Origin of the sequence: Paenibacillus sp. V4I9 (genome assembly GCF_030817295.1) — a bacterium.
Lineage (GTDB): Bacteria > Bacillota > Bacilli > Paenibacillales > NBRC-103111 > Paenibacillus_E.
Map to the genome: position 1 here is coordinate 5,946,709 of NZ_JAUSZE010000001.1, position 18,516 is coordinate 5,965,224.

Sequence of the window (18,516 nt, forward strand, 5' to 3'; positions counted from 1 at the left end):
TGTGGCAGTTATGGCATTGGTGACAAGTGAAACAATTGAAGCAATTTAAGTTAATACAACTGAAACAAGTGAAGCATAATCGAGCATCTTGTTGGCCTTGAGCGTTCCAAGGTGTCGCCTCGCTTGCCTTGAACTCGGAAACATTCAACTTCATTAAATCCTTTTTGAAATCATTCATCATTCCAACCTCCGTTTGATAGATAGTTGTGCCGACAGCATATACAACTTCCCTGTGAGATTCGCCAATTCATTCGTGTACCCAATGACAACATATGAACTTAGCTCCGCTCTTGTTACTGATCTAAATGCCTATATTTTATTTGACCTTTATTGCATGCGGATTGGCGGGAATGGCTTATCTTTGCGTAAGTTACTTACTTAACGATTAATCGCATTACCCTGAATAGCAAAAAGGAGCCTAGCCAAGTTCAACTGGCTGAGCTCCTTTTGCTTTTCGTTTTTGCGGATTTACAACATGGAGACGAGCCGTGGTGTATCAAATCCACAATTCGCCGCCGCCAACGTTAACCTTCTATTATTCGTAAACATTCATGCGTGTTTCTTTCCGCCGAGATACGCTTCTTTTACCCGATCATTGTGCAGCAAATCTTGCGCCTCACCGCTTAGTACAATTTGTCCGGATTCGAGAACATACCCGTAATGAGCAATCTTAAGCACCTGTCGAACGTTCTGTTCCACGATCAACACGGTTGTTCCTTCTTGATTAATTTGCTGAATAACCTTAAAAATATCCGCCACAACAATCGGAGCAAGGCCCATGGAAGGCTCATCTAGCAGCAAGAGCTTTGGCCTAGACATCAGCGCCCGTGCGATGGCAAGCATTTGCTGCTGTCCGCCGGACATGGTTCCGGCAAGCTGGTTCACCCGTTCTTTCAGAATCGGGAACCACGCGAACATCTTCTCGATGTCCTGCTGAATAACTTGACGATCACTGCGCTGATAAGCGCCTAACTCAAGGTTTTCGAACACGGTCATCGGAGCAAGCACCTGTCGGCCTTCCGGCACTAGAGCCAGTCCTTCTTTCACCAGTTGGTGCGGCCTCATTCCCTGTACTTGTTTGCCGTTAAGGGTAATCGAACCGTTCCGCGGCGTAAGTACCCCAGCGACCGTCTTCATCGTCGTAGACTTCCCTGCCCCATTAGCTCCAATCAGGGAGACGATTTTCCCTGCGGGCACTTCGAGCGAGATTCCCTTTAAAGCGCGAATGTTGCCATAATACGTTTCTAGATTCTGGATCGTAAGCATTACTCATCCTCCTTCCCGAGGTAAGCTTCGATGACATCGGGATGGTTTTGGATTACTTCTGGCGGGCCTTCAGCAATTTTCACCCCGAAATTGATGCAAACCACTTTATCGCATAGGTTCATTACTAGAGGCATATCATGCTCTACAAGCAACACCGTCGTACCGTTGTCACGAATTTTGCGGATGAGCTCCATCAGCTGGAGCGTCTCGCTTTCGATCATTCCCGCTGCCGGTTCATCAAGCAAAAGCAGTTTCGGATTCGTCGCAAGCGCACGGGCGATTTCAAGTTTGCGCTGCTGCCCATACGCAAGCGTATCGGATCGGATGTCGGCGACGTCTTTCAAGCCAACGAATTCGAGCAGCTCCATGGACCGTTCCCATACATGAGCCTCCTCTTTCTTTTGGAGGGGCAGATGCAATAAAGAGGCCCAGAATCCGGATCTCGTTACCGAATGCATCCCGACTTTGATGTTTTCTAATGCGCTCATATGGCCGAACAGACGGATATTTTGAAAGGTCCGCGCGATGCCAAGTCCTGTTATTTGATGGGGAGGCATATTCACCAAATTCGTTCCTTCAAACGTAATGCTTCCTGTGGTTGGCGAGAAAATGCCCGTGATCATGTTGAAAATCGTTGTTTTACCAGCCCCATTAGGTCCGATCAAGCCGAGAATCTGGCCTGGATCTATAGCAAAATTAACGTCCGACAGCGCCTTAATACCGCCGAATGTTTTACCTATTTGTTTTAATTCGAGCAGCATGCTATTGGCCCCCTTTGCCGGAAGTTTTGTTTTTGCGTTTTTTCCATTTGGAGAACGTACTGGCAGTTATCAACCCATGCGGGCGGAAAGCCATGACCAGAATTAACAAACTGCCGTAGAAAATCATTTTGTATTCGGACAAGACACGTAAAAACTCCGGTAGTCCCGTCAACAGCGTCGCCCCAAAGAGCGGACCGATAAGGACTTCCGAGCCGCCGATAACGGCGAATGATAATATTTCCACAACCCGGTGGTAATTGAAATCGTCAGGCGTGATGGTCGTCGTCAGATGGGCATAGATTCCGCCTCCCAGACCAGCCATCATGGAACCGATCAAATAAGCAAGCATCTTGTAATACGTGATATTGATACCCATTGCGCGTGCCGCCGTCTCGTCTGCGCGGATGGCGCTGAACGCACGGCCAACCCGGGAGCGGTTCAAACGGATTTGGCACAGCAAAATGACGATGAACAACAGAATCATTGCGATTAAGGTCGATAATGCTTTCATTTGCGAAACAGAAATGCCCCAATCCGATGCGCTGATTCCTATTAATTTTTCCAAATCATATAACCGTGTTCCGATCGATTTCAAACCGGTCAACCCCAGCGCTCCATTGGTCACTTCTAGGTTGAGCATAATAACCCGGACGACTTCCCCGAAACCAAGGGTGGCAATAGCCAGATATAACCCGTGCAGCCTTAATGTCGGATAACCGACAAGTAAGGCAACGACTCCAGTAAGGATAACGGCTACAATCAGTGCAACTATAAGCGACAAATCCGCCGATTTGGTGGCAATTGCAGTGGTATATGCGCCAATGCTCATAAAACCTGCATGTCCGAGCGAAAGCTGCCCCGTAGATAACGTGATATAAATGCTAATGGCCAAAATTAAATTTAAAACCATAAATGTAATTACCTGCAGCGTATAAGGATTTAGCAAGTCCATCTTCTCTTCTGTCCCCCTTACGCTTTTTTCCCAAACAAGCCCTGCGGCCTGATGAGCAGGATGATAATAATCATGCCGAAGGCAACGGCATCCCTGTACGAGGAATCACCATAGGCGACGGCCAAAACTTCAGACAAACCGATAATAATGCCGCACACCATGGCACCGGGTATACTGCCAACTCCGCCAAGGATAAGTGCAGCCAATCCCTTGAATCCCAATGTGAGACCCATAGTGGGTATCAGCGCGGAATATGTGATCCCGATCAGCATACCGGCAATGCCGCCTAGTCCCGAAGCAATCATGACAGTCATAATGATGATAGCATTCGTATTGATGCCTAGAATACCAGCCGTTTCGACATTCTCCGCAGTTGCTCTAAGCGCTTTGCCCATTTTGGTCTTTTGAATCCAATAATGTAAAACAATCATTAAAAACAGCGAGACACCGATGATAATAAGATCTGCAATACGCAACTGCACCGGACCCATATGCAGAATTGTCGTGCCGACCGCTGGCACCGAACGAGAATCTGCACCGAAGAACACATGAGTTAATTCTTCCATAAGAATAGCGAAGCCGATGGTACTAATTAAAGAAGCCAAATGCGGCACGTTCTTTTTCCTCAGAGGCCGCAGCGCTGTGAATTCAAGTCCAAGACCCAGGATTCCGGATACGATTACGGCCACTGGAAATGCAAAACCAATCGGCAATCCGGAATTAACAGCAAGGCTTAAACCAACAAGCGATCCAAAAATAAAGATCTGACCATGTGCCATATTAATAATACGCAGCACACCAAATATGAGCGTATAGCCGATTGCGATCAACGAATATGTACTTCCGACGGTTAATCCGTTGAATAGCTGCTGCCAAATCATGATTTCTCCTCCTATGTTCAAAATGTGATTAGCAAAACAGTTACCCGGGCAGCGCCCGGGTAACTTGGTATCGCTATTATTTTGAAAGTGTTCCTATTCGAAAGGAACAAACTTACCGTCTTTAATCGTAACGACAACCGGCACGCCGATCGGATTCCGTTTTTCATCAAAAGAAAGCTTTCCGGATACGCCATTGAAATCCTTCAGCTTGGCCAATTCGTCACGCAAAGCATGGCGATCGGCAGCTTTTTTCGTTTTCAGCAGCGATTGAGCGATAATGTACAAGCCGTCATAAGCCTGAGCAGCAAACTGATCCGGCTTTTTGCCGTATTTCGCTTCATAGTTTTTCACGAACTTCTGTACATTGTCATCTTTTTTATCCGTGCTGAACGGGGTTGCTACGACAAGCCCTTCCGCCGTTTTACCGGCAATCTCCAACACTTGCGGGTTATTGAAGCCGTTGCCGCCGATAATCGGTACATTCAAACCAATTTCACGCGCTTTTTTCACGACCAAGGAACCTTCCTTATATAAAGCCGATACGAATAACGCATCCGGATTGGTTGCTTTGATCTTGGTCAACTGTGCAGCGAAATCCACATCCCCATTAGAGAACGTTTCTTCACCCAAATTTTGCAATCCCACTTTTTCAGCCGTTGCCTTCATCGTTTTAAATCCGGACACGGAGAAATCGTCATTTTTCGAGTAAATGAACGCTGCTTTTTTAATGCCATACTTCTTAACAGCCGCATCCATGGCAGCAGGAATTGCTACCGATTCAGGCAAAGAATTACGGAATACGTATTCGCCAATATCATTAATGCCTTCAGCCGTATTGGAAATTCCGAGAATTGGCGTTTCCGCTTCAGTTGCGACCGGTCCAACAGCAAACATTTCGCCGGACAGGGTCGGACCGATGATCCCAACCACTTTATCTTGGTTAATCAATTTATTAGCCGCGTTGATAGCGCTCTCTTTCTTGCCGGCCGAGTCTTCGATAAGCAGTTCAATTTTAAGATTACCTTTATTTATTTCGTTTAACTCGGTTTTGGCAAGCTCTAAACCTTGTTTCTGGGCTTCCCCATAAGCCGCCCCGCTTCCGGAAATAAATCCGATATAACCGATTTTAGCTACTTGCTCGCCTTTACCGGCTGCTGCTCCCGCCTCGTTGTCTTTTGCCTCAGGTTGAGCTCCACAGCCTGCCAACAGCGATACGCTCAAAACCGCGGAAAGCATTGTAATCATTACTTTTCTCTGTCTCATGCTGCATCTCCCTTTAAAAATAAATAGTAATAATGAGAAATGTAACAAATTTACTAACTAAGTGTCAATATATTAAATTATGGAACACATTTACATAATTTCAAACAAACAGAGAATGTTCATACACTATATAAAACAAAACAGAGCCTGCCATTACGGCAATGCTCCTTTCTTTGTTGATTAAATATGGTATTGAATCAAATCCCTCCATTTCGACGAACCAGGGCCAGCTTTTATTTTTTATGATGCTTACGTTTCAGCCGTGGAATATAACAAAAAAACTAATTTTGAAATGCCCATTTAAGGAACGGTGACAAAATCGTACGTTATAGAGACATTTGGAACGTGTCTCATGCTCCTTGGATCCATTTATGGTTATATATTGAAATGGGGCCCTATTATATGGGGGATTTTCGGGGCTGTGTCTGGAATTCTTTTGGGTTTGTTTTGAAGCTTTCGCTTGTGAAAAAAAGAAATTACGGAACGAAAAATATAACCTCGGAAGGGTCTTGATCATTCGTTGTGAAGAACATTGGGATAATACAGCATTGGGGATATCTCGGATAAAAATTTATATGAGGGCAACTCAATGGAAAATAATATTTGGGGGAAAGAATAAACAAATTCGCTTATGTGACAAAAAGCACCCTCTTGGGTGCTTCTTCATTGTATGGTGGTGAGGCAAACAGAACCCTTGTCCAAGTAGCTATTTTCCCATTTAACTTCATTCTCTCCAAGTGAATCCTCATTTTTAGGCTGCCTTGGCTGTATGACCATTTATGCCGTACTTTTTAGCCAGACGCTGCCCATATAAAGCCGCCAGGATTTGTTGAAACAGCATACCTGCGACAACCGGAAGCGCCACAGGCGGCGGAAAAAAGCTGATAGCGAGCACTGCACCCGCACTCAAGTTTCGCATCCCTGAATTGAAGGTGAGGGCAATGGTGACTTCGCGGTCCCATCTCATCATCCGGGATACTAGCCATCCTGCCAAATATCCAATGGTTGCACATGCGAAAGAAACAGCAATAATTTTTACCAACTGACCATTCATGTTTTTCAGATAGGGAGCTATGACCGAAGAATTAATCGCGACCACCACAAAAAGTCCTATTTTTGAAAAAGGCGCCAATCGCGGCCCCCAGGTGATTTTAATTCTGCCTTTTGTCCATTGATTAAGCACCATACCAATCAATGAAGGGATCACAACCATTAAGAATAGCCCCCTCATAATATCCCATTGGTCCATATGTACCTTAGCTCCAACGATGAGAGAGAGACTAAGCGGCACAATCAATGGAGATAAAAGCGTGTCCAGTAAGATGAGCGCCAAAGTGAGCGCTATATTTCCCCCATATATGGTAACCCACACCAAGCTGACAACTCCGGTAGGAATAACGAACAGGAGAACAAATCCAGTCTGTGTCAAATCATCTCCAGGGAAAAATATTGAACCGGCCGCCCATCCCAGTATCGGCATTGCCAGATGCAGAATGATAAAGTTAGCTATAATCGGCAGCGGATGCATCATCACCTTTTGTAAATCCTTAAAATTAGATCCAATGCTTCCAGCAAACGTCATTGCAGCAAATATCCACGGGACTAGAAAGCTAAGATGATGCAGCCAAGTTGAGCTAATTAACCCAACAATAACAGCAGATGGCGTTACAAAAGGCATCGCTTTTTCGAGTACTTTATTCAATCGGATTAGCATACTCAACCCTCTTCTGTATTTAATGATGAGGCTTTCCCATCGCTCCGTATACTTCGGTTCCCAATAGAGCAAATCCTGCCAAACTTCAACCCCCAAGAATTTGATCGATAAGATCCAATTCTTCCTGAGTGAAAGTAGGCTGCTTCAAGGCTGCCACATTATCGTCTAGCTGACTCACTTTACTTGCCCCAATTAATGCGGAGGTAACATATCCCTTGCGAAGAACCCAAGCTAAAGCCATCTGTGCAAGGCTTTGCCCTCGCTCCTGAGCTAATATATTCAAAAGACGAGACTTAGCGATCTTTTCCTCGGTAATATCCTGAGGCCTTAGGAACATACTGCCACCTGCTGCACGGGAATCCGCCGGAATGTTTTGCAAATAACGATCCGTCAGCAGTCCTCTGGCTAGAGGGCTATAAGCGATTGACCCCACGCCTTCTCTTGCCAAAATGTCTTGCAGGCCCTGCTCCAACCGTCTTTCGAACATCGAATAGTGTACTTGATGGATGATGAACGGAGTGCCGAGACCTTTCAATATTGCTGCTGCTTGCTCCGTTTGCTCTGCATTATAGTTGGACACACCCACATACAGCGCTTTTCCCTGACGAACAGCCTGATCCAAGGCGCCCATTGTTTCTTCCAAAGGCGTTTCAGCGTCAAAACGGTGCGAATAATAAATATCAACATAACCCATGCCAAGTCGCTTTAAGCTCTGGTCGAGGCTGGCGAGCATGCTTTTGCGGGAGCCCCGCTCCCCATAAGGACCGTCCCACATGCGATAGCCTGCTTTGGTTGCAATGATCAGCTCATCACGGTACGGGTGCAAATCCTTCTTCAGAATTTGTCCGAACGTTTCCTCTGCCGAGCCTGCCGATGGACCATAGTTATTCGCAAGATCGAAATGGGTAATCCCCAAATCAAACGCATGGCGCGCCAGAGCCCTACTGTTCTCGAATAGATCGACGCTTCCAAAATTATGCCATAATCCAAAAGAGATCAGAGGCAGCTTAAGACCGCTCTTTCCGCTCCGATGATAAGGCATTTCAGCATATCTTCCTTCATTAGCTAAGTAGTTCATCGATGATCCCCCTAGTGTACGTGCCTTGATTTTTGGTTCTATAAAATAGAAATGGTCGCGAGCCCCGAAGCCGGAATCGCAAGCTTATGAATGCCTGACGTCAGCATGGCAGACAGCTCCTCTACGATTTCCCCACAGCAGTTTTTAATAACCACCTTAACCGCTCCAACTACACCAGACGCCTCCAAATAGAGTCCATCCTGTCTTCTGCCATTTACCACGATCCACTGGGACACCGGTGTCGATGCATCTATAGGCACAATTCGCTCATGATAAGCGACAATAATCCCTCTATCCTCTTTTACAGCTCGGACTAGCGGATACATCAGCTCCGGATTCATTGGCTCAATCGGGCCGTCTAACAACAGATCACGGTTCTCCTTCCAGAAGGAAAGCCAGTATTCGAGCATCTTCAAATGGTTGGAAGGCAGCCTATCCAAGAGGACCGATACCTGAGGCACCGAAAATAAACAGTTAATCAACTGTAAGGCGGCGCTTTCCACGGGTTCCTCCGGGTGCCACATGATCATATCGGCATGAGCTGCCGTATCTCCGCAGATCAGCCTGATGTCCAACGTACGCACTCGGTTCTGGATGCTGTCGTTCGGACAATCGGCTGCACGGAACATATTGCCGTATTTGCGCATGGCAGGACCGATATACATCTGGCGGAATTCGATCATGATATCGGGATTCAATTCTCTCAATCTGCCGATAGAGTCTGTCAATAGACGGTCAACGGCTTCAGGTATAGACTCATAATCCTTGCCGGGGACTGTTGAGGGAAGCTGAAGCTCAGGCGAATAGAACGTATCAATGAAATCAAGCTTGAAGCCGTCCAAGCCCCATTCTTTCACCGCTTCTTCATATTTATTTATGATATACTCTCGGACATCAGGGTATCTCGGATCGAGCACGGCTGCCCCATGATTTTCATTAAATCGCAGAATCTTATCTTTGAATCGATCCCACACCTTACTGTATTTACCGATAAATGGTACTGAGTACCAGAGGATAAATTTCATGCCTAACTCATGAACCGCATCAACATGCCGCTTCATATCAAGGAATTTACCCTTATAAGTCTCCCAATCACCGCAGTACGCATAACCCCGGCGGTTATCTTCCGTCTGCCAGCCATCATCCACAATGACGGCTTCCATCCCCAACTTCTTGGCGATACGGCATTGCTCTTCGATATGTGCGTCTGTTACATTTTGATGCATACTGTACCAGGTCGAATACATGGGTTCCTTGGCAGCCGCAGGAACGAACGCCGGGCGATATTCCGGCATGGCGCTCCACCACTCTTGAACGCCCTGAAGGCTTTCATAATAAGGAATATCTCTCGTATCTACGAGAAGCTTCGCCTCATAAGAAGTGAAAGGCACCGTCGTTTCTGTAAACAATTGGACGCGGCAATGGAAATCGGCCGTTTCCTCGCTGATGCCTCCCGAGTAGTGCACCGTGTTAAGTGCATCCGAATAAGCAAATGTCAGTCTATTGCGACCTACGCTATTAAATAAGGCATAAATCGGAGCCGACGCAGCCGCGTTGGAACGTAATGTGCGCATCCAGTCGGCCTTGAAACTCTTATTCCGGTCCTGGGCAGGATGCCAACTGCCCTGAATATCACAAGCAGGATGCGACCAACCAAGCGTAAAAACGGGAGGCGTCAGCGCCTCCTCCGCTTTCAATTGCAGCGTAATGAGATCGAGGCCTTCCTGCAGTTTTTCCGCAAATAGAGAGACGGTAAACCGATGGTCCTCTCCCGATAAAGTAAATGTATGTGTATCCGTGTTTATGATTTTGTTCATACTGCGTCCTCCTGCTGTTGATTCTTATGACGGTTCAAGCCTGCATGGCACCACACGGTGACAATCGGATCGACCTCACTCGAATTGAGGTGATGATCCTCACCTGGTAATACATCCTGCAAAATGTGGCCGTCCCTCTTATCCTGCAAATCGCTCAAACGCAGCTTTTTCATTGTCATTCCTCCATTTTCAAGCGGTAAAGGCGGCTTCGGAAATCGCCTTTCCAGATCGGTAAATTAAGCCCCACATGCATGAGCTCATCACCACCAAAGATTTCCATAACTTCGTCCTGATCTTCCGAATCATAGAGTAAGTAATTACTCTCTGCCGCTAACCCCTTTAATCGCAGCTTCCTTAGCGGTGCATTCGGCTCAGACAGTACTTGAAAAAAAGCAACCAACGCTTCCTTCTTATCCTCGGAAACAAACATCCATGCAGCGTTAACGTGTTCAAAAGGGCTGATCAAACGGTAAAATTCGCCGAATTGGATCAGCGGCCGCAATTGTTTATAAAGTACAACTTGCTTCTTCACGGCCTCCTTTTCAGCTTCCGTAAATGCGGTCAAATCCAGCTCATAGCCGAAGTTACCCGACATCGCCACATCCCCCCGCATATCGAGCGGTGTCGTACGATGCACCTGATGGTTAGGGACTGCGGAAACATGAGCGCCCATCGTGCTAATTGGATAAACGATACTCGTGCCATATTGAATTTTCAGCCGTGCTACCGCATCCGTATTATCGCTCGTCCACGTCTGCGGCATATAGTAGAGCATCCCAGGATCGAACCGCCCGCCACCTCCGGAGCAGCTTTCGAACAACACACTCGGGAATGCGGAGGTTATCCGTTCCATCACTTCATAAAGCCCGAGCATATAACGATGAGCCGTTTCACGCTGCCGCTCCGGCGGGAGCTGGGCGGAACCGACTTCCGTCATATTGCGGTTCATATCCCATTTCACATAGGTGATTGGGCTGCTCGCAAGAATATCGGAGATGACCGTAACGATGTAGTCTCTTACGTCTTGGCGCGAATAATCGAGAATCAGCTGATGCCTCGCTTCTGTTCTTCGCCGACCTGGCACGTGCAGGCACCAGTCGGGATGGGAGCGATACAGGTCGCTATCCGGGGACACCATTTCAGGCTCGAACCATAGACCGAACTCCAGCTCTTGCTGCTTCACACGGCTTACCAAATCCGGCATGCCTTGTGGCAGCTTGTTACGATCAACGAACCAATCTCCGAGTGAGCTTTTATCGTTGTCACGCTTACCAAACCAACCGTCGTCCAGCACTAGAAGCTCTAATCCGAGTTCCTTGCCAACTCGCGCAAGCTCTTCAATTTTATCCGCGTTGAAATTAAAATAGGTGGCTTCCCAGTTGTTGATGAGAATCGGCCTGTGACGATCGCGGAATTGTCCACGGCATAACCGTGTGCGATACAGCTTGTGATACGTGCGCGACATCCCGCCGATTCCTTCCGCGGAATAGACGAGAACTGCCTCCGGCGTCTGGAAGGTTTGCCCCGGCTCCAAGAGCCACGAAAAATCAAACGAGTTGATGCCCATCACTACGCGAGTCGTTCCGTAAGGATCTACTTCCGCTTGAGCAACAAAGCTGCCGCTGTAGACAAGACTAAATCCATAGGCTTCTCCTTGGTCTTCATCCGCTTGCTTGGAAAGCAGGGCCATGAATGGGTTGAGCGAATGGCTGCTAGACCCTCGTCGGCTCTCAATGACAGACCCGCCTGTTAGAATAGGGCGTCTTTCGATATGACGCTCACGCGCCCATGTGCCTGACAAATGAAGCATAACGAAATCGCAGTGAGATATATCGATACCGAAGCTCAATGCTCGAAGCAGCTTAAGCGACTGATTACCCACATTCATGAATCGAACTGACCGGGTTATCGCATCCAAATCGCGAAATACGGTATACGTGAGAATGGCTTTCAAACCAATCATCGCGTCGACCAGCACGATATCGATACTCTCCGCTTCGCTGTCATCCTCCGTATAGGTGGACGGCAGTCCCTCTAGGGGTGTTTTACCCGCGTAAATCCGGTGGGACTCATAAACGAATTCGCTGACCGTCGTTCCGTCTTCCAATTGAACCTGATAGGCCGGAACGCGAAAATCACTGCCTCCGTATGCCGGAAATTCCTGCGGCAATGTGTCCAAAGACAGCGTTAGATCATTCGGATCCGTAGACGGTGAGAAGGAGCAGCGGCGTCTTATAGCGAGCAAGCTTCCTAGATTCGTTCCCCGTACTTGGCGTCCCCAATGAACGTGAGCCAAATATTTGGATTTGATTAGCTGCATGATGTAACTCGATGACTTCCCATGAAGATGGAAAGTTTGCGAATTCGAATCGTACACAATTCCCATAATTCCGCTTCTCCTTTTGTGTATTAAACCTTTAGATGCTTCCATGCCCCGCGTTTAAACCTAAAATAAATCAAATTAGATCTGAGAAATTGATCACAAGCAACAGCACCCCATAATCCGACCATGCCCCAATGAAAGACGTAAACAAATAAATAACTAAGTACAACCCGTATTCCCCACACGCCAATGAATGTCGAATATAAGGGGTAACGGGTATCTCCTGCTCCTCTTAACGCTCCTCCAAGAACAAACTGCGATATCTGAGATACCTGAATAAAACCTACGATCCGAAGTGCCCATGCCCCTTCGCGATTAATCGTCTCGTCATTCGTATACAGCATGAGGATATGGGGTGCAAGTAAGATGAAAAGCGTTCCCATAAAACCGGCCACGAACATGCTGTACTTTCTGACTTGCCACACATATCGCTCAGCGAGGTCCGGTTTACTTACGCCAAGGGTTTGTCCAACTAACGTAGAAGCTGCGATGGCAAAAGCAGCCCTCGGCATAAACGAGATCCCGATAATGCTCGTTACAATTTGTGATGCCGCAACTGCAACGGTCCCGAGTCCAGCACAAATTTTCACAAACGTCATAATCCCTAAACGCATAATAAGCTGCTCAAGACTGCTGGGTATCCCTATCTTCAACATGCGGCTGATCATAGCCTTATCCAAACGGCTTATATCCGACCAGCCAATGCGAACTGCAAATCTTCCGCTGAACATGACGGCTATAAAACAAATCATGGCCCCGGTCTGAACCACTAAGGTGGCAATTGCAGCCCCCGTAATACCCATTTGCGGAAAATCGAGGTGACCGTAAATCAACACGATCCCGAGGATAACATTGACGCATCCTGACAGCACGTTGATTTTCATCGGAGTCCGTGTGTCTCCCGCCCCTCGTAGAATAGCGGATAAAGCAGACGAGATAGAAGAGAAGCCAATGGAGAAAAACATTAATTTCGCATATGGCATTCCATATTGAACGACCTCAGCGCTGGCTCCCATCAAATGGAGCATGCTCTGGGCAAAGGTGACTCCAAGTGCAACAACAAGAACAGACAGAATGGTACCGAGCAGAAGCGATTGCCCTGCGGCCAGATTCGCGTCCCCCATTTTCCCCGCTCCTGTCGAACGGGCGACGATGACGGTTGTACCTGTATTAAGCGCTGCAAAAAGGACAGTCAATAATAAATAAGGTTGGCTTGTTAAGCCCACAGCCGCCAAAGCAATGGCCCCGAGGTGTCCAACCAGGATCATCATCACCATTTGGGTCATATTCATGAGCAGCATTTCCGTCAAAGATGGACCTGCCAATTTGAAAATCATCCGGCGAACGGCCTTCTCATCCTGCGGATCAATGGAGGCGGATTCGCTGAATAACTTTAATCCTGCACTCATGGCCGGCCCGCCATCAGATGTTCCATCCTGGCAAATAAGCTTTCGTATTTTGCAGCATCTTATCGAACAATACCTCGGCATCGTGGATATCGATATTCACAAGCGGATCGTTCATAAACGCCTTGAATGCTAAGTCTTTGTCCTTTTGAAGAGCAGCTTTCAAAATAAGCTCCTGATTCATCGTATGTTGCAAGACCAGATTACCCACTTCCATCGGAAGCTCGCCCGCGTAGACCGGACGCAAACTGTTCGCTGAGAACACAGCATTCGTTTCTACAACCGCGCCCAGAGGAATTCCCTTCATTTGTCCAACGTTGGGAACGTTAATATTAGTTACGAATTGTTCAAGTCCGATTAGACCTTTTAACTGTCTGACCTCTTCTTCTCCTGATGCCTTAAGAGGCAGCTTCTCCTCGCCACTAAGCAGCTTACCGTAAAAAAGCTCCGTTGCTGCATGCTTTTCGACTCGGCTTTGTACCGTCGTTAAGCCGAACTTCCATGAACGAACCGTCTCCGGATCTTTCAAATACCAAGGAGGCATAAATTCCGCCAAGTGGCGATCACCTGCCGCTGCAATAACGCCAAAGCGCCGAAACAAATCGAACTTCACGCGGTTAGCGGCCGTATACGTGTTCGTGACCCAAGCATCTTTGTTGTGCTCAAATCCGGATTCAAAATATGTATTAACAAACTTTCGATACATCGGAAGTAAGTCCATATTTTGATACGTCGCTTGATCGATCCAAGTAAAATGATTGATGCCCAGCACATTCACTTTCACTTGATCCCTATGCACACCTTCAATACCTTCCATATCGCGCAGCATACGTATCAAAAGTCCTTGCACACCGAAAATCTCATGGCAGCAGCCAAGTGCTTTAATTTTTGGAAACACTTCAAAAAGTGTCCGTGTACAGAGTGTCATTGGATTCGTGTAATTGAACACCCAGGCATCCGGTGAAAAGCGCTCAATCGCTTGTGCTATTTCCACATACATGGGAATGGTGCGAAGTGCTCTGATAAGACCCCCAGGTCCAGTCGTATCGCCAACGGCTTGATAAATGCCGTATTTTTCCGGTTCATGAACATCGGATTCCATTTCCCGGAATGATCCTGGAAGGATCGAGATAAACACAAAATCGCATCCGCTAAGCGCCTCTTGGAGCGTCGGATACGCCTTGTAAGTCCATTTGGATTTCGTCTCTGTATAATCGGAAACCGAATTACCCAGCTTTTCATTATTTTTGGCCTTGCCGTAATCAAGATCGTACAAACGAATAGTACCTGACAATTGACCATCAAGCGCCAGATCGGCAATCAGATTTTTCGCCCAATACATCGAGCCTCCACCAATATATGCGATTTGGATATCGCTGACTTTCTCATTAGCAAATTTCATATTGCCCTCCTTCTTGTCTTGGAACCGTCTTGCATACGCTACCAGTATAGAGAACAATTCCACATTGCGGGATGGCAAAAATTAAGTCAGGTTGTGATTTTTTACACTTTTTCACACGAAGGATGAACATAACCGGAAAGACTATAGTTCGGCAGGATAGTATCCAAATTTTACTACCTATAGTCCTGTAATTGGATGTGCTAAATTATTGGGCTATTGTAGTAAATTACGATAGCTAAACATGCAATTTGCAACCCGAGAGTCCATTTCATTGGATTAAATCCAATAGAAGTCCGTCTCCAGACGATAAACCAGCCATTTGGTTGGATAAATCCAATGGAATTACGATTTTCACAGCCTGAGAGACCATTTCATTGGATTTATTCCAATGGATTTGCAATTTCCGTTCTGAAAACCTATTCGGATTGTTACCAGAAGGATCATAAAAAAAGGACTGCCCCTCAAGTAGGTAGATCTATCTACTTGAGGGACAGCCTTTTATAAAGATAAAGCGTCTATAGCAGACGCTGTAAACGTAGGATCGTGAATCGGTTGCGCACGAAAAGCGCATCCTGCAGGGACGCCTCCACCAGCTCCGGCTCCACACCGAGCTGCTCCGGCGTTACCGGTCCCTGCACGGCCTCGAGCCAAGCGATGAGCTGCGCCGGTGCAGGGACCGCTCGGGCGATGGCTTGCACATCGCCCCACTTCTCCGCGATGCGCGCCTTCAGCGCCTGCGCATCAACAGCCGTGCCATTCGCCGGGAAATTCTCGGCGATGACCATCTCGGCCATGTCCCCATAGACCTGCCGGATGCGCTCCGCATCCGTAAGTTCACTGGGGACATGGCCTTGCGCTAGGCGCGCAGCGGCCTCGTCGGCCGTGAGCCCCTGCAGCGCCTGATAGCGCTGCGCCATGAGCACGGTCGCGACGCCGACCTTCGCGCCGTGCAGCAGCGCTCGGCGGCGCTGCTGCAGAAGCACCATCTCCCAGTAATGGGAGAGATGGTGCTCAGCCCCGGAGGCCGGCCGCGAGTGGCCGACCAAGAGCATGGAAAGGCCCGATAGGATCAGGCCTTCCATCAACCGGAGCAAGCCGAGATCGGTGCGCTGCGCGATCTCGGCCAACTGAGCCGTGCAGCTCTACGGCCTCCAAAGTCAACCGAGCGCTGAGCTCGCAATAGTGCTCGCCGAGCAGCACACGGCCAAGCGACCAGTCGGCCAGCGAAGTGTGCTTGCCGAGCATATCGCCGAGGCCGGCCGCGATCATCGCCTGCGGCGCCTTCGCCAGCACCGCGAGGTCGGCGAAGATCGCCTCCGGCGCGCAGGCCGGGATCGTCTGCTTGAAGCCGCGGACGATGAGCGGCGCGCCCACTGACGCGAATCCGTCCACCGACGGCGCCGTCGGCTCAGACAAGAACGGACGCTTCGTACGATGCGCCACGAAGCGCACGATGTCGTGGACGGTGCCCGCACCCACGGCCAGCAAAACCTTCGATGAAAGCGGCGTGTCCAGCATCACCTGGACAATCGCTTCTTCATCGGCCGCCACTTCCACCATCGCGTTCTCGCGAATCACGCTGAGGCTTACCTTCACCTGCGCCAGCGCATCGCGTTCAATAACTATGCGCCGAATCAGCACTTCGTGCCGCAACCCGCAAGCGCAATCAATACTCTTTCCTATCCAGACATCCAATATCTCACTCATCACACGCATCCTCCTCTGTCTCCTGGCTCTACCGTTCCGTTCCAACATGTACGTACAAGTGATTCTTCCCCTATTCCAGCAAAAGCTATGCTATAATTGAACACATTCTGGCTGCAATTATTGTAACTAGAGAGGAGATCACTAACCTCATGCCTATCCAAACAGAAACGGAGCTTTACGCTCCAATTAAACAATATTTCGAGCAGCGAGGTTACACCGTTCGCGCCGAGGTTAAGCATTGCGACTTAGTCGCTATTCGCGGTGATGAGCCGCCAATCATTGTCGAATTGAAAAAAAACTTCAATATTCCGCTCCTCGTGCAAGGCATCGATCGTTTGCGGCTGACGGATCAAGTCTATGTCGCTTTCGAGCTTCCCAATAAAGGACGAGCGCCGCATCGACTGCAATGGGAAGAGATTCGACGTTTATGCCGCATGCTCGGCTTAGGTGTCCTGACCGTTCAATTCTTCAAACGCAAACAGCCCGCAGTGGATCTCGTCTGCGAGCCTACTCCCTATCTATTACGCCCGAATAAGCGGGCTGCATTGAAAGTCGTAAATGAATTTCATGAACGCAGTGGGGACTACAATGTCGGAGGCAGCTCTCAGCAGAAACTCATGACTGCCTACCGCGAAAAATCGCTTCATTGCGCCTACCTAATGCGACAGCATGGACCACTCAGTCCTCGTAAGCTTCGCGATTTCACGAGCAATAAAGCCGTGAGCTCCCTGCTTCAAAAAAACTACTACCGCTGGTTCGTACGCCAAAGCCGCGGCATTTATCATATCACCCCACTTGGGGAGCAAGCGTTAGCGGAATATGCCCATGTTGTAACTGCTTTTCCATCATCGGAGACGTCAGACTCGTCTACTATCCTATCTACTTTAAACCCTTAAGAGCGAACAACAACTCGATGTATGTTCGCTTCTTCTTTCAACATCAACAGCGCTTTGTTCATCCAAATAGCTGCCTGCGCTCCTTCGCCCATGGCAATGGTCACTTGCTCGGCATGAACACCCACGTCCCCTGCTGCCCAGACGAATGGCACACTTGTCATTTTACTGCGAGGATCCGTTACAATGTGGCGATTCTCCATTCGCTCCGCGCCTAACTGCCGGGCCAAATCCGACTTCACTTCATTCCCGCCGAAGGCTATAAACCCGCGCTCCGCACCGATTCGTTCCCCATTTGCCAAAACAACACCGCGAAATAAGCCATTCGTTTCAGCCATCACCTCCCCAATATCTTCCGCGACATAGGTGATTCTCTTTTCCTTCAGCTTTACTAGCAGCTCGCTCTTCACAGCTTTCTGCTCATGATTCACATAGGTCAGCTTGTCCGTACGCGCACTCAGCGTCAGAGCCATTCCCGCTCCGGAATCACCAGAACCCATCACAATGGTCTGTTTGTTCTTAATCTCATAGCCATCGCAATCTGGACAGACGTAAACAGTAAGCCCAAGACAGTCTTTCAGTTTGGGCAGCTCAGGAATGCGATCCAGAAGTCCTGTCGCCAGTAGTAAAGTCGGGGCTTCATATCCTTTACCCGACTTCCCCCATAACTCAAATCCATCCCCAGGTTTACCTTTGTTTACAGCTTGTACAACTTCATCCTTAGCGAAAGCAACACCCAGCTTCTCCGCTTGAAGCCTCCCTAATCGACGTAGTTCTTCACCCGATACACCATCTGGCCACCCCAAAAGGTTATGATAACTTTTACATAGTGTAGACCGGCCATAGCCCGCATCAATGACAAGTACGCGATACTCATATCTTCCTAATTGAATTGCCGCTTGAAGTCCGGCAATACCTCCGCCAACAATCATGCTGTCATACTGTTCCATAACCGCACGTCCTCTTCTCCTGTCATCTACTTCCTAGGATATC

16 protein-coding genes are annotated in these 18,516 nt (G+C 48.2%); 1 reads left to right on the forward strand and 15 read right to left on the reverse strand.

From position 1 onward, the window contains the following. Nucleotides 1–549 precede the first annotated feature (549 nt). The 14 genes from QFZ81_RS27475 to QFZ81_RS27540 all read right to left on the reverse strand — a co-directional run bounded on the left by QFZ81_RS27475 (nucleotide 550) and on the right by QFZ81_RS27540 (nucleotide 16,630). Complete coding sequence (locus QFZ81_RS27475; protein ID WP_307439486.1) at nucleotides 550–1,266, reverse strand: ABC transporter ATP-binding protein; 717 nt, start codon at nucleotides 1,264–1,266, stop codon at nucleotides 550–552. Then, nucleotides 1,266–2,027 (reverse strand): ABC transporter ATP-binding protein, encoded by a 762-nt coding sequence (locus tag QFZ81_RS27480; protein WP_307439483.1) that lies wholly within the window; start codon nucleotides 2,025–2,027, stop codon nucleotides 1,266–1,268. The genes QFZ81_RS27475 and QFZ81_RS27480 overlap by 1 nt, the downstream gene beginning before the upstream one ends. A 1-nt stretch (nucleotide 2,028) precedes the next feature. Further along, complete coding sequence (locus QFZ81_RS27485; RefSeq protein WP_307439481.1) at nucleotides 2,029–2,979, reverse strand: branched-chain amino acid ABC transporter permease; 951 nt, start codon at nucleotides 2,977–2,979, stop codon at nucleotides 2,029–2,031. Nucleotides 2,980–2,996: 17 nt separating this feature from the next. Continuing rightward, a complete protein-coding gene (locus tag QFZ81_RS27490) occupies nucleotides 2,997–3,860 on the reverse strand; it encodes a branched-chain amino acid ABC transporter permease (protein ID WP_307439478.1) in 864 nt (287 codons plus the stop codon). 93 nt (nucleotides 3,861–3,953) lie between these two features. Beyond that, on the reverse strand, nucleotides 3,954–5,123 hold the full coding sequence (locus QFZ81_RS27495; protein ID WP_307439476.1) for an ABC transporter substrate-binding protein: 1,170 nt from the start codon (nucleotides 5,121–5,123) through the stop codon (nucleotides 3,954–3,956). A 751-nt stretch (nucleotides 5,124–5,874) separates the two neighbouring features. After that, complete coding sequence (locus tag QFZ81_RS27500) at nucleotides 5,875–6,837, reverse strand: bile acid:sodium symporter family protein (RefSeq protein WP_307605449.1); 963 nt, start codon at nucleotides 6,835–6,837, stop codon at nucleotides 5,875–5,877. A gap of 85 nt (nucleotides 6,838–6,922) precedes the next feature. Beyond that, a complete protein-coding gene (locus tag QFZ81_RS27505) occupies nucleotides 6,923–7,915 on the reverse strand; it encodes an aldo/keto reductase (RefSeq protein ID WP_307605450.1) in 993 nt (330 codons plus the stop codon). Between the two features lie 38 nt (nucleotides 7,916–7,953). Then, nucleotides 7,954–9,732 carry a glycoside hydrolase family 36 protein gene (locus tag QFZ81_RS27510; RefSeq protein ID WP_307605451.1) on the reverse strand — a complete coding sequence of 593 codons (1,779 nt, stop codon included), beginning with the start codon at nucleotides 9,730–9,732 and terminating at the stop codon, nucleotides 7,954–7,956. Next, nucleotides 9,729–9,905 (reverse strand): hypothetical protein, encoded by a 177-nt coding sequence (locus tag QFZ81_RS27515; protein WP_307439469.1) that lies wholly within the window; start codon nucleotides 9,903–9,905, stop codon nucleotides 9,729–9,731. The genes QFZ81_RS27510 and QFZ81_RS27515 overlap by 4 nt, the downstream gene beginning before the upstream one ends. 2 nt (nucleotides 9,906–9,907) lie before the next feature. Continuing rightward, nucleotides 9,908–12,118 carry an alpha-galactosidase gene (locus QFZ81_RS27520; protein ID WP_307605452.1) on the reverse strand — a complete coding sequence of 737 codons (2,211 nt, stop codon included), beginning with the start codon at nucleotides 12,116–12,118 and terminating at the stop codon, nucleotides 9,908–9,910. Nucleotides 12,119–12,141: 23 nt separating this feature from the next. Then, nucleotides 12,142–13,524 (reverse strand): MATE family efflux transporter, encoded by a 1,383-nt coding sequence (locus tag QFZ81_RS27525; RefSeq protein ID WP_307605453.1) that lies wholly within the window; start codon nucleotides 13,522–13,524, stop codon nucleotides 12,142–12,144. A gap of 13 nt (nucleotides 13,525–13,537) precedes the next feature. Then, nucleotides 13,538–14,923, reverse strand: a complete 1,386-nt coding sequence (locus QFZ81_RS27530; protein WP_307605454.1) for a family 4 glycosyl hydrolase — start codon at nucleotides 14,921–14,923, stop codon at nucleotides 13,538–13,540. Between the two features lie 515 nt (nucleotides 14,924–15,438). Further along, a complete protein-coding gene (locus tag QFZ81_RS27535; protein ID WP_307605455.1) occupies nucleotides 15,439–16,050 on the reverse strand; it encodes a dehydroquinate synthase/iron-containing alcohol dehydrogenase family protein in 612 nt (203 codons plus the stop codon). Beyond that, nucleotides 15,935–16,630 (reverse strand): iron-containing alcohol dehydrogenase, encoded by a 696-nt coding sequence (locus QFZ81_RS27540; RefSeq protein ID WP_307605456.1) that lies wholly within the window; start codon nucleotides 16,628–16,630, stop codon nucleotides 15,935–15,937. Before QFZ81_RS27540 ends, QFZ81_RS27535 begins: the two co-directional genes overlap by 116 nt. A 149-nt stretch (nucleotides 16,631–16,779) precedes the next feature. Between QFZ81_RS27540 and QFZ81_RS27545 the strand changes: the two genes are divergently transcribed. Next, the gene (locus QFZ81_RS27545; protein ID WP_307605457.1) at nucleotides 16,780–17,526 is read left to right on the forward strand and encodes a DUF2161 domain-containing phosphodiesterase; all 747 of its coding nucleotides are present in this window, start codon (nucleotides 16,780–16,782) and stop codon (nucleotides 17,524–17,526) included. Here QFZ81_RS27545 and QFZ81_RS27550 read toward each other — a convergent pair. Beyond that, nucleotides 17,523–18,473 (reverse strand): NAD(P)/FAD-dependent oxidoreductase, encoded by a 951-nt coding sequence (locus QFZ81_RS27550; protein WP_307439455.1) that lies wholly within the window; start codon nucleotides 18,471–18,473, stop codon nucleotides 17,523–17,525. The two genes, QFZ81_RS27545 and QFZ81_RS27550, sit on opposite strands and share 4 nt — an antisense overlap. Nucleotides 18,474–18,516: the final 43 nt, after the last annotated feature.